The organism is Vibrio sp. R10-SG-ISO4, assembly GCF_059834135.1.
In genome coordinates, this window is the sequence record NZ_JCBDHJ010000023.1 from 121,656 (window position 1) to 133,086 (window position 11,431).

The following is an 11,431-nucleotide window of genomic DNA, read 5'->3' on the forward strand; positions in this document are numbered from 1 at the left end:
CCCTCGTGTGCACTTGTGTTCAAAAAAACTTTTCCCATCAATCTTAGCAGGAATTTTCAGTCTTTCTCGCTAATCTCAACCGGATTGATTCGATATCTCGCGATAAAAAATGCTGCTTGCCAAGGCAAACAGCATTGATCATTGTCTGCCCGAATAACAATTAACGTGGGCAGATTTCTGACTGAGGGAAGAAGAACTCGATCTCGCGCGCTGCCGATTCAGGACTGTCAGAACCGTGAACCGAGTTGTGACGCATACTCAGCGCATAGTCAGCACGAATCGTGCCGCAAGCGGCTTCTTCAGGGTTTGTTGTTCCCATCAGCTCACGGTAACGGGCAATCGCATTTTCCCCTTCTAGAACTTGAACCATAATCGGGCCTGAAGTCATAAACTCTTTCAATGCAGGAAAAAAAGGCTTCCCTTCGTGTTCAGCGTAAAAACCACTGGCCTGTTCTTGGGTTAAATGGACCATTTTCGCAGCAATGATACGAAGCCCCGCTTTTTCAATGCGATGGTAGATCTCACCAATCAGATTTCTCTCTACCGCATCGGGCTTGATAATGGAAAAGGTTCTTTCTAGAGCCATAAGTCATCCTTCAGTCATTAGTATAGTTATATGAAAATATAGGGTGTTGTGTAAACACAATAGAACACGGCCTTACGGCCATGTCACTATTCGCCAGCCTGCTCTTGCAGTACACGCGCTAAGGTTCGTACGCCGACGCCCGTAGCGCCTGCGGCCCACTTGTCCGTAGGCCCCTTGCGGTAAGTGGCCGCACAGTCAAAATGCAACCAACCTTTTTTGTAATCGGCAACGAAGTAGGACAAGAACGCGGCGGCGGTACTCGCACCTGGTGCATAGTCGCCACTGCTGATGTTAGAAAGATCGGCAAAGTTAGACGGTAACATGCCACGGTGGAAGTCCGCTAATGGTAGCGGCCACAATCCCTCTTTCTCTGCTTTCGCAGAAGTCAGCGCTTGATGCGCTAGCTCATCGTCAAAACTAAACAGTGCATGGTAGTCATTACCAAGCGCATGTTTGGCTGCACCAGTGAGGGTCGCACAATCAATAATCAGCGCTGGCTGCTGCTCGCTCGCATAAATCAAACCATCCGCCAATACCAGACGGCCTTCAGCGTCCGTATTCATGATTTCAACGGTTTTACCATTTTTGTAGGTAATGATGTCACCCAGTTTAAGTGCTCGGCCTGAAATCATATTCTCTGCACAGCAAAGGATAAGCTTCACACGTTTGTTCAAGCCACGCATGATCGCGAGGGCGAGACCGCCAGTGATCGTGCCAGCGCCGCCCATGTCTGACTTCATTGCCGTCATCATGTTCGAAGGTTTTAGACTGTAGCCACCTGAGTCAAACGTGATGCCTTTACCTACAAGGCAAGCAAAGACGGGTGCATTCTCATCACCGGTCGGGTTGTAATCCAATTGCAGCATTGCGGATGTGCGCTCTGAGCCACGACCGACGGCATAGATACCCTGCCAATCTTCAGCGAGAAGGTCTTTGTCTTTAACAATACGTGCCGTCACTGTCCCTTTTGGTGCAACGGATTTAATGAACTCTGCCGCCATAGTGGCCAGCTGACGTGGTGCCACCTCTTCAGCGGGTTTATTGATGATATCTCGGGTGAACTCTGTAGCTTTGATGCGCGCATCGAGCTCAGCTTGATCCGCATCTGACAGAGCGCCCCAGGAAAGCTGGCTGGTTTTCTTCGGGGCACGGAAGCCTTGATGGAAAGCCCAAATGCTTTCTAGATCCCATCCTTCGCCCTCGAGTGAAGCTTCTCGAATACCTTGCGCTTCTAACTTGCGCGCAGCACGCTGAATCGCGCCTAAATCATGACTGTCGCTAAGGTGGATCGTTGCGCCATTCGCCACGAATGAAAGGATGGCTTTTTCACCCCATTGTGGTGCGGCGGCTTGTTGGCTTAAAAAAACAGACATCGTTGTAGACATGGTTTCTCCTTGTCTTATCTGAGCGCTGCCTACGCTCTTATTCTATGCTTTGACGGATGTTAGCATTTTGTAGGGTTAAAGTGTCAACTTGATAAAAAAACGGACCATAGGGTCCGTTTTTTTTAGTAAGTTTTGTTAACTCTGCAAGGTTTTCTCTCAACCCGCGTTAATCCATCTCATCCATCCAGCATAAGATGACGGCTTCGAGGATTTTTTCATTGGAGCGGTTGGGCTCATCATCGAAGTCATCGAGCTCTAAAATCCACTGATGAAGATCCGTAAAGCGCACGGTTTTAGGATCCGTATCTGGAAATTTGTCACACAGCTCGATGGCAATATCGCGTGAATCTGTCCATTTCATTGCTTACCTTCCTGTTTCAACTCACATGGGGTAAAGTGATTAATGATCTTCTGATGCGTGGTTCAATGTGTACTTTGGTATTTCCACAACCAAATCTTCATCCGCGACTCTCGCTTGACAGCCCAGGCGTGATTCTGGCTCCAAACCCCACGCTTTATCTAGCATGTCATCTTCCAGCTCATCGCTCTCTTCGAGCGAATCAAAGCCTTCACGGATCACAACGTGGCACGTCGTGCATGCACACGATTTTTCGCATGCATGTTCAATTCCAATTCCGTTTTTTAATGCCACATCCAGTACCGTTTCGCCCGATTGGGCGTCTAGCACCACCCCTTCAGGGCACAAATCTTCGTGAGGCAATACAATAATCTTAGGCATAACGTGTTTCTCTTATAGTTCGTCCACGGACTGACCAGACAGTGCCGCGCGAATCGATTTGTCCATACGACGAGAGGCGAAGTCTTGGCTCGCTTTGTCTGTTTCTTTGATACCTTGCTCAATCGCATCGGCATCATCACCATTACGTAGCGCTATCAATTGCTCGATAACGTGCAACAGTTGTTGGCGCTCTTGTTCTGAAAGTAGCTCATCGCCATCCGCTTGCATGGCGGCGAGTAGACCTTCAATCACACGGTCAGCCTCTACACGCTGCTCTGCCAATGCGCGAGCCATCATGTCTTCTTTGGCGTGCGTCATGGAGTCACGTAGCATGTTCGCGACTTCATCGTCACTGAGACCGTATGACGGTTTCACTTGAATTTCAGACTGAACGCCCGTGCTCTTTTCCATCGCAGTCACTGAGAGCAAACCATCTGCATCGACTTGGTAGGTCACACGGACGTGCGCTGCACCAGCGGCCATCGGCGGAATGCCTTTTAGGGAGAAACGAGCTAATGAGCGACAATCGTCAACCATTTCACGTTCACCTTGCACAATGTGCACACTCATCGCTGTTTGACCATCTTTGAAAGTCGTAAATTCTTGCGCACGAGCAACAGGAATCGTCGTATTGCGTGGAATGATTTTTTCAACCAATCCTCCCATTGTCTCGATGCCGAGCGACAATGGAATCACATCCAGCAGCAACATTTCAGAGTCCGGTTTGTTGCCTGCCAACACATCCGCTTGGATACCTGCGCCAATCGCCACCACTTCATCTGGATTGATGCTGGTCAGCGGAGTGCGGTTAAAGAACTCACCGACCATTTCACGCACTAGCAACGTTCGTGTGGAACCGCCAACCATCACAACTTCTTGCACTTCACTGGCTTCAACCTGCGCATCTTTAAGTGCACGGCGACAAGACAGGAGTGTTTTCTTCACTAGCGGTTGAATCAATGTTTCGAATTCTGCGCGTGTCACCGTACCTTGCCAATTGAGCAGCGAGACATCAACGGCCTCTTGATCTGAAAAAGCAATTTTGGTTCGAGTGGCCACATTAAGGGCTACGCGGTAATCATGACTGGAAAGGCGTGTGGTTATCCCGGCTTTGTCGATCAGATAATCAGCGAGCAAGTGATCGAAATCATCGCCGCCCAACGCAGAATCACCGCCCGTCGCCAATACCTCAAAGACGCCTTTAGAGAGGCGGAGAATTGAGATATCAAAAGTACCGCCACCAAGATCGTAAACCGCGATCACACCTTCTTGCCCGGAGTCCAAACCATACGCAATCGCGGCGGCGGTTGGCTCATTGAGCAAACGTAGCACATGCAGACCAGCCAGTTTTGCCGCATCTTTTGTGCCCGCGCGCTGCGCATCATCAAAGTAGGCTGGCACAGTAATGACCACGCCAGCCAGTTCGCCACCTAGGCTTTGTTCTGCGCGTTGACCAAGTGAGCGCAGAATATCTGCCGAAACTTCAATTGGGTTCTTGTTTCCCATTGCAGTGCGCAGTACTGGCAATCCATTATCACTGGCTTGCATCTCATAAGGTAAGTTGGGGTAACGGGTTTGGATGTCGGATAAAGAGCGTCCAATCAAGCGTTTAACGGAAATAATGGTGTTTTCCGGATCCGACTCAGCTTGAGCGGCGGCGTCATAGCCTACTTCGATGTTGTCACCCGAGTAGTTCACAATCGAAGGCAATAGGCTTCGACCTTGCTCATCTTTTAATGTCTTGGTTTGGCCGCTTTGCACCGAAGCCACCAGAGAGTTGGTTGTACCTAAATCAATACCCGCCGCGAGTTTGTGCTCATGGGGAGCAGAACTCTGGCCAGGCTCTGCAATTTGAAGTAATGCCATGATGGATCCTTGTTACTCACTAGCCGAGGAGGTTATCTTCGACTCGCTCAATTTCGTGTTTTAATTTCGCAATGAATTTGAGTTTTCTGACGCTGTCCGCTGCTTCTATCCAGCGTTGTTCATCCAGCTGCTGCTGCATACTCTCCAACTGCTGCTGATGCATGCGGCTGACTTTCGCATCAAAGTTAAACAGCGCCGTCTCCACATCGCCACTCTGGCTCATTTCTTCTAGCTCTTCACGCAGCTCCATTTGCTCCATAAGAAACATCGGATCCTGCATCGTCTGCTGCTCCGAGCGGATGTCCACCCCTTGCTGTTGCAGAATATACTCCGCCCGGCTGATGGGATTTTTGAGCACGTGGTAAGCGTCATTGATCTCAGAAGCTTTCTGTACCGCCATCAAACGATCGCGCTCAGAACCACTGGCAAAGTTGTCTGGGTGGAAACGCTTCTGGAGTTCGCGGAACTGTGAAGAAAGAAGGCTACCATCCAGATTAAACTGACTTGGTAGCCCAAATAATTCAAAGTAATTCATTAAGAATTCTGTCCTTGGTCGTCAATCGGTAGGGACATGCCCTACCCATATCATCAATTAAACGTTAAAGCTCTCACCACAACCACATTCGCCTTTTGCGTTCGGGTTGTTGAACTCGAAACCTTCGTTGAGCCCTTCCTTAACATAATCAAGTTCGGTGCCATCTAGGTAAACGAGGCTTTTCTTGTCAATGATCACTTTGACACCAGAATGCTCAAATACTTCATCTTCTTCATTGAGATCATCGACAAACTCGAGCACATACGCCATACCAGAGCAACCTGTCGTTTTCACACCCAAGCGCAAGCCGATGCCTTTACCTCGGTTTTCTAAGAAGGTTCTTACGCGGCTTGCCGCTGTCTCTGTCATTGTGATGGCCATACTGCACCTTAGTTTTTTATTTGACGATGATAATGGGAGAGCGAGCCTCCCATTGTAACTTATTGTTGGTGTTTTTTCTTATAGTCAGCAACGGCTGCTTTAATGGCGTCTTCCGCCAAAATAGAGCAGTGTACTTTTACCGGTGGAAGCTCGAGCTCCTCAGCAATTTCCGCGTTCTTAATCGCCGCGGCTTCATCGATGCTCTTACCTTTTACCCACTCTGTGACGAGAGAGCTAGACGCAATCGCGCTACCACAACCGTAAGTCTTAAATTTCGCGTCTTCAATAATGCCCTCTGGGGTCACTTTGATTTGCAGTTTCATTACGTCACCACACGCTGGTGCGCCAACCATGCCGCTACCAACCGATGGATCTTCTTTATCAAACGAACCAACGTTACGTGGGTTTTCGTAGTGATCAATTACTTTTTCGCTGTATGCCATGATATTTACCTCGAATCCTCTATCTCATTCCCTGGGGAAACCTATCTATTAGTGGTGCGCCCACTCAACAGTGCTTAGGTCGACCCCTTCCTTGTACATATCCCATAGAGGAGACATGTCACGTAGCTTGTTTACCGCTACGCGAATTTGTTCAATTGCGTAATCAATTTCTTCTTCAGTGGTGAAACGACCAAATGAGAAGCGAATTGAGCTGTGTGCCAGTTCATCATCTAAACCGAGAGCGCGCAGTACATAAGATGGCTCTAGGCTAGCAGAGGTACACGCACTGCCTGAAGACACCGCAAGATCTTTCAGCGACATAAGCAAAGATTCACCTTCTACAAACGCGAAGCTGATGTTTAGGTTTTGTGGTACACGTTGCTCTAAGTCACCATTGATGGTCACGGCTTCTAAGTCTTTCACACCATTGAGTAGACGCTCACGCAATGCCAAAGCATGGTCGTGATCTTTTTGCATCTCTTCCTTTGCGATACGGAAGGCTTCGCCCATACCGACAATCTGATGTGTTGCCAGTGTGCCAGAACGGAATCCGCGTTCATGACCACCACCGTGCATTTGCGCTTCTAGACGAATACGAGGCTTACGACGGACGTACAAGGCGCCAATGCCTTTAGGACCGTACGCTTTGTGCGCTGAAAGAGAAATCAGATCAACTTTCATCTCTTGAACATCGATAGGCACTTTGCCCGCAGACTGCGCTGCATCGACGTGGAAAACAATCTTGCGCTCACGACACAACTCACCAATAGAGGCGATATCTTGAATCACACCGATTTCGTTATTCACATGCATGATAGATACAAGAACCGTGTCGTCACGCATCGCCGCTTCAAGCTTCTTCATATCGATGATGCCGTTTGATTCTGGCTCTAGGTATGTCACCTCAAAGCCTTCACGCTCTAATTGACGGCAAGGATCAAGAACTGCTTTGTGCTCGGTTTTGCAGGTAATGATATGTTTACCTTTCTTCTCATAGAAGTGTGCAGCACCTTTGATAGCGAGGTTGTCAGATTCAGTCGCGCCTGACGTAAAGACGATTTCACGAGGATCGGCATTGAGCAAATCTGCAATGTTTTCACGGGCTGTGTCTACCGCCTCTTCAGCCTGCCAACCGTAACGGTGTGAACGTGATGCAGGGTTGCCAAACGTACCGTCCATTGTCATGTACTGAACCATTTTTTCAGCAACACGTGGATCAACTGGGCAAGTCGCTGAATAATCTAAATAAATCGGCAGTTTCATTCTCTACTCCAATGTAACAGGCAGACCGCTTAAGAGCGGACGTTGACACCGATGGGTGCGGTGCTTGTATTTTTGTTGGTAAACCCATGATTGACAGCAAGATCGATATCTTGACGGTCTGAAATTTCTAATACTTCATTGTCATTCATCAACTCACCGAGTGTGATGTTGTTGAGGAAATCACTAATTCGAGAACTCAGGTCACGCCATAGCGTATGAGTTAGGCAGCGAGTACCACCTTGGCAGTCACCTTTACCATTGCATTTCGTCGCATCGACCGACTCATCGACCGCTGCGATAACAGTACCAATAGCAATAGTATTCGCTTCTGCACCAAGACGGTAACCACCACCAGGGCCACGTACGCTCGCCACTAGGCCAGCTTTACGTAGCTTAGAAAACAGTTGCTCTAAGTAAGACAAGGAGATGCCTTGACGCTCAGAAATGTCCGCAAGCGGCACTGGATTTTGTTGTGAGTGCAGAGCCACATCTAACATGGCTGTCACTGCGTATCTTCCTTTAGATGTAAGTCTCATATAACACCATATCCACATCGTTTATGTGGTAGGAAGTTTTTCATACTTGACCAAAATGGTCAAGTATTTAATTGACTAATTTACTCAGGTATTCATCCCTAAGCTTATTGTGGCTTTACCCTTTGGAAAGCTGCTTCTCGATAGCGCTCAACATACCGCGTAAAATATTGAGCTCTTGGGCCTCTGGCCTAGCTCGATTGAACAACCGGCGAACCTTGTTCATCACTTTACCGGGCTGCTGCTGATTTATAAACTGGGTCTCGGTCGCGACTTTTTCAAGGTGCTCAAAGAACATTTCCAACTCTTTATGCTTGGGGTATTCAGCTTCAGATGGGGCATATTGCGCTTGCTCGGCATCGAGATAAGCCACTCGGACTTCGTAGCTGAGGGTTTGCACTGCCATAGCGAGGTTGAGAGAGCTGTACTCGGGGTTAGCAGGTATGCACACATGATAGTGACACGTTTGCAACTCCTCGTTAGTTAGCCCAGTTCGTTCTCGCCCAAAGACGAGCGCTACAGGTGCCTGCTGCCCTTCAACGACAAATTTTTTGCCGCACTCTCTTGGTGTCAACATCGGCCATTCAAGAGTTCTGGAGCGGGCACTCGAACCTACCACAAGCACACACTCTTTTACTGCCTCTTCTAAGGTGCTGACCACTTCGGCGTTCAACGCAATGTCCGATGCCCCCGACGCCAACGCAATCGCTTGTTCATCAACTTCACATTGAGGATCGACCAACACCATGTTGGATAAGCCCATGACTTTCATCGCACGCGCTGCAGAACCAATATTGCCCGAATGTGAGGTGCCAACTAAGACAACCTTAACGTTATTTAACATCAAACCGTACCAAGATAAAAACCGCTGCGAGATATTAACATATACCTGAGTAAAATGGTCAGACCCTTAAGAGCATAAAAGTTAAGAGTTCAAAAAATAACCACTTCCATTTATCGAGCAATCTGATATACTCCCGCCCGTTTTTCTGTTCTTTAACATCCGTTGGGAAATTAGTATGCATCCAATGCTTAATATCGCTATTCGTGCTGCACGAAAAGCTGGCAATCATATTGCTAAATCTTTAGAAAATGCTGAGAAGATCGAATCAACTCAGAAAGGCACGAACGACTTTGTCACTAACGTCGACAAAGAAGCAGAAGCTATCATTATCGATACCATCAAGGCTTCATACCCAGAGCACTGCATTGTTGCAGAAGAAAATGGGGTTATTGAAGGTAAAGATAAAGACGTACAATGGATCATCGACCCACTGGATGGCACCACAAACTTTGTGAAAGGTTTGCCTCATTTCTGCGTTTCTATCGCTGTTCGTTTTAAAGGTAAAACAGAAGTAGCGTGTGTTTACGATCCTATGCTTAATGAACTGTTTACAGCGCAACGTGGCGCAGGTGCACAGCTCAACAATGCGCGCATCCGTGTGAAACAGCTAAAAGATCTACAAGGCACTGTGCTTGCAACGGGTTTTCCATTCAAGCAGAAACAGCACTCTGAATCTTACCTAAAAATTCTTTCAGCGCTCTTTGTTGACTGTTCAGACTTCCGTCGCACTGGCTCAGCTGCGTTGGACCTATGCTACATGGCTGCCGGCCGCGTAGACGGTTACTTCGAGCTAGGACTGAAACCTTGGGACATCGCTGCAGGTGAACTGATTGCTCGTGAAGCTGGCGCAATCGTGACAGACTTTGCAGGCGGCACAGAGTACATGAAGTCAGGCAACGTTGTGGCATCAAGCGCACGTGGCGTGAAAGGTATGCTTAAGCACATCCGTGAAAATGGTAACGAAGCTATCTTGAAGTAACCGAAGCTTCACCCTATTTCTAGCCCACTCCCGAGTGGGCTTTTTTGTATCTAATGAAAGATATCCCCATCGGCATGCTGGTTAAAGGTAATATCGCTTTTAGCAAGCTTGGCTTTCCGATCGCTAGTTGTCGATATTTCGTGACGTGTTGGTTTGTGAAAAGTTCGAAAATGAGAGCCCTAATAGAGATACCAGGAAGACGGGACTGGTGATCTAGAGATTCGAGCACCCGATACGTGCCGATTTGGAATAGGGATAATCCGCTGCTCTGAGCATTGGGTGACAGCCACAACCACGGGGTTTTATAGATACAAAAAGGCTCTAGTCTTTCGACTAGAGCCTTAGATATGGCAGGGGTGGAGAGATTCGAACTCCCAACACGCGGATTTGGAATCCGCTGCTCTGCCAATTGGAGCTACACCCCTATCTTCGTGTTTATCGAGACGACTCTCATATAAGTGGCGGAGTGGACGGGACTCGAACCCGCGACCCCCGGCGTGACAGGCCGGTATTCTAACCAACTGAACTACCACTCCGCAGTGGTCTATTTAAAGTCTTATATCAATCGTGCTTCAAATAGATAATGTTCAAAGCCTGGCGATGTCCTACTCTCACATGGGGAAACCCCACACTACCATCGGCGCTAATTCGTTTCACTTCTGAGTTCGGCATGGAATCAGGTGGGTCCAAATCGCTATGGTCGCCAAGAAAATTTTGTTTAAGTTCCTAGAAGTGAGTGCCTAGACCCTAGTTCCTAGAACTTAATAATTCGGAAAGCTGTGTTTGTCGTTTCTAGCTACTAGGAACTAGTCACTCGTCTCTTTATTACACATTCAATGTTCTTTCATTGAGTCCATCAAAACCCTTTGGGCGTTGTATGGTTAAGCCTCACGGGCAATTAGTACAGGTTAGCTCAACGCCTCACAGCGCTTACACATCCTGCCTATCAACGTTCTAGTCTCGAACAACCCTTAAGGATACTTAAAGTATCAGGGAAGACTCATCTCAGGGCTCGCTTCCCGCTTAGATGCTTTCAGCGGTTATCGATTCCGAACTTAGCTACCGGGCAATGCGATTGGCATCACAACCCGAACACCAGAGGTTCGTCCACTCCGGTCCTCTCGTACTAGGAGCAGCCCCCTTCAATCTTCCAACGCCCACGGCAGATAGGGACCGAACTGTCTCACGACGTTCTAAACCCAGCTCGCGTACCACTTTAAATGGCGAACAGCCATACCCTTGGGACCGACTTCAGCCCCAGGATGTGATGAGCCGACATCGAGGTGCCAAACACCGCCGTCGATATGAACTCTTGGGCGGTATCAGCCTGTTATCCCCGGAGTACCTTTTATCCGTTGAGCGATGGCCCTTCCATTCAGAACCACCGGATCACTATGACCTGCTTTCGCACCTGCTCGAATTGTCATTCTCGCAGTCAAGCGGGCTTATGCCATTGCACTAACCTCACGATGTCCAACCGTGATTAGCCCACCTTCGTGCTCCTCCGTTACTCTTTGGGAGGAGACCGCCCCAGTCAAACTACCCACCAGGCACTGTCCTCACCCCGGATAACGGGGCTAAGTTAGAACATCAAACATACAAGGGTGGTATTTCAAGGTCGGCTCCACAGATACTGGCGTACCTGCTTCAAAGCCTCCCACCTATCCTACACATGTAGGCTCAATGTTCAGTGCCAAGCTGTAGTAAAGGTTCACGGGGTCTTTCCGTCTAGCCGCGGGTACACTGCATCTTCACAGCGATTTCAATTTCACTGAGTCTCGGGTGGAGACAGCGTGGCCATCATTACGCCATTCGTGCAGGTCGGAACTTACCCGACAAGGAATTTCGCTACCTTAGGACCGTTATAGTTACGGCCG

12 protein-coding genes, 2 tRNA genes and 2 rRNA genes are annotated in these 11,431 nt (G+C 48.5%); 1 reads left to right on the top strand and 15 read right to left on the bottom strand.

Annotation, left to right across the window (positions count from 1 at the left end; all coding sequences use genetic code 11):
* Positions 1-160: 160 nt before the first annotated feature.
* The 11 genes from ndk to trmJ form a co-directional block, all read right to left on the bottom strand.
* Positions 161-586, bottom strand: coding sequence for a nucleoside-diphosphate kinase (ndk, locus tag AC6R03_RS17320; RefSeq protein ID WP_334551437.1), 426 nt, complete (start codon positions 584-586; stop codon positions 161-163).
* An 86-nt stretch (positions 587-672) separates the two neighbouring features.
* A complete protein-coding gene (gene pepB / locus AC6R03_RS17325; protein ID WP_500631703.1) occupies positions 673-1,971 on the bottom strand; it encodes an aminopeptidase PepB in 1,299 nt (432 codons plus the stop codon).
* Positions 1,972-2,137: 166 nt separating this feature from the next.
* The gene (iscX, locus tag AC6R03_RS17330) at positions 2,138-2,332 is read right to left on the bottom strand and encodes a Fe-S cluster assembly protein IscX (protein ID WP_334551440.1); all 195 of its coding nucleotides are present in this window, start codon (positions 2,330-2,332) and stop codon (positions 2,138-2,140) included.
* A gap of 39 nt (positions 2,333-2,371) precedes the next feature.
* Positions 2,372-2,710: an ISC system 2Fe-2S type ferredoxin gene (fdx, locus tag AC6R03_RS17335; protein WP_500631702.1), complete on the bottom strand. Its 339-nt coding sequence runs from the start codon at positions 2,708-2,710 to the stop codon at positions 2,372-2,374.
* A gap of 12 nt (positions 2,711-2,722) precedes the next feature.
* Complete coding sequence (hscA, locus tag AC6R03_RS17340; RefSeq protein ID WP_500631701.1) at positions 2,723-4,576, bottom strand: Fe-S protein assembly chaperone HscA; 1,854 nt, start codon at positions 4,574-4,576, stop codon at positions 2,723-2,725.
* A gap of 19 nt (positions 4,577-4,595) precedes the next feature.
* Positions 4,596-5,111, bottom strand: a complete 516-nt coding sequence (gene hscB / locus AC6R03_RS17345) for a co-chaperone HscB (RefSeq protein WP_500631700.1) — start codon at positions 5,109-5,111, stop codon at positions 4,596-4,598.
* Between the two features lie 57 nt (positions 5,112-5,168).
* A complete protein-coding gene (iscA, locus tag AC6R03_RS17350; protein ID WP_334551446.1) occupies positions 5,169-5,492 on the bottom strand; it encodes an iron-sulfur cluster assembly protein IscA in 324 nt (107 codons plus the stop codon).
* A gap of 59 nt (positions 5,493-5,551) precedes the next feature.
* Positions 5,552-5,935 carry a Fe-S cluster assembly scaffold IscU gene (gene iscU, locus AC6R03_RS17355; RefSeq protein ID WP_138970401.1) on the bottom strand — a complete coding sequence of 128 codons (384 nt, stop codon included), beginning with the start codon at positions 5,933-5,935 and terminating at the stop codon, positions 5,552-5,554.
* Positions 5,936-5,983: 48 nt separating this feature from the next.
* Positions 5,984-7,198 (bottom strand): IscS subfamily cysteine desulfurase, encoded by a 1,215-nt coding sequence (locus tag AC6R03_RS17360; protein WP_487901745.1) that lies wholly within the window; start codon positions 7,196-7,198, stop codon positions 5,984-5,986.
* A gap of 29 nt (positions 7,199-7,227) precedes the next feature.
* Entirely contained in the window at positions 7,228-7,734 is a 507-nt protein-coding gene (iscR, locus tag AC6R03_RS17365; protein ID WP_334551450.1) for a Fe-S cluster assembly transcriptional regulator IscR, read from the bottom strand.
* A 115-nt stretch (positions 7,735-7,849) separates the two neighbouring features.
* Complete coding sequence (trmJ, locus tag AC6R03_RS17370; RefSeq protein ID WP_334551452.1) at positions 7,850-8,575, bottom strand: tRNA (cytosine(32)/uridine(32)-2'-O)-methyltransferase TrmJ; 726 nt, start codon at positions 8,573-8,575, stop codon at positions 7,850-7,852.
* A gap of 175 nt (positions 8,576-8,750) precedes the next feature.
* On the opposite strand from trmJ, the gene suhB reads away from it, so the two are divergent.
* Entirely contained in the window at positions 8,751-9,554 is an 804-nt protein-coding gene (gene suhB / locus AC6R03_RS17375) for an inositol-1-monophosphatase (protein ID WP_500626970.1), read from the top strand.
* A gap of 348 nt (positions 9,555-9,902) precedes the next feature.
* Here suhB and AC6R03_RS17380 read toward each other — a convergent pair.
* The 4 genes from AC6R03_RS17380 to AC6R03_RS17395 form a co-directional block, all read right to left on the bottom strand.
* A tRNA-Trp gene (locus tag AC6R03_RS17380) sits at positions 9,903-9,979 on the bottom strand.
* Between the two features lie 34 nt (positions 9,980-10,013).
* Positions 10,014-10,090: transfer RNA gene (locus tag AC6R03_RS17385), tRNA-Asp, on the bottom strand.
* A 56-nt stretch (positions 10,091-10,146) separates the two neighbouring features.
* Positions 10,147-10,262: ribosomal RNA gene (rrf, locus tag AC6R03_RS17390) — 5S ribosomal RNA — on the bottom strand.
* 169 nt (positions 10,263-10,431) lie between these two features.
* A 23S ribosomal RNA gene (locus tag AC6R03_RS17395) occupies positions 10,432-11,431 on the bottom strand; the annotation flags it as partial.

Excerpts from the sequence above, each read along its gene's own strand:
- AC6R03_RS17360 (WP_487901745.1), bottom strand. The coding sequence starts at position 7,198 with ATGAAACTGCCGATTTATTTAGATTATTCAGCGACTTGCCCAGTTGAT.
- iscR (WP_334551450.1), bottom strand. The coding sequence starts at position 7,734 with ATGAGACTTACATCTAAAGGAAGATACGCAGTGACAGCCATGTTAGAT.
- hscB (WP_500631700.1), bottom strand. The coding sequence starts at position 5,111 with ATGAATTACTTTGAATTATTTGGGCTACCAAGTCAGTTTAATCTGGAT.
- ndk (WP_334551437.1), bottom strand. The coding sequence starts at position 586 with ATGGCTCTAGAAAGAACCTTTTCCATTATCAAGCCCGATGCGGTAGAG.
- hscA (WP_500631701.1), bottom strand. The coding sequence starts at position 4,576 with ATGGCATTACTTCAAATTGCAGAGCCTGGCCAGAGTTCTGCTCCCCAT.
- iscX (WP_334551440.1), bottom strand. The coding sequence starts at position 2,332 with ATGAAATGGACAGATTCACGCGATATTGCCATCGAGCTGTGTGACAAA.
- fdx (WP_500631702.1), bottom strand. The coding sequence starts at position 2,710 with ATGCCTAAGATTATTGTATTGCCTCACGAAGATTTGTGCCCTGAAGGG.
- iscU (WP_138970401.1), bottom strand. The coding sequence starts at position 5,935 with ATGGCATACAGCGAAAAAGTAATTGATCACTACGAAAACCCACGTAAC.
- iscA (WP_334551446.1), bottom strand. The coding sequence starts at position 5,492 with ATGGCCATCACAATGACAGAGACAGCGGCAAGCCGCGTAAGAACCTTC.
- suhB (WP_500626970.1), top strand. The coding sequence starts at position 8,751 with ATGCATCCAATGCTTAATATCGCTATTCGTGCTGCACGAAAAGCTGGC.
- pepB (WP_500631703.1), bottom strand. The coding sequence starts at position 1,971 with ATGTCTACAACGATGTCTGTTTTTTTAAGCCAACAAGCCGCCGCACCA.
- trmJ (WP_334551452.1), bottom strand. The coding sequence starts at position 8,575 with ATGTTAAATAACGTTAAGGTTGTCTTAGTTGGCACCTCACATTCGGGC.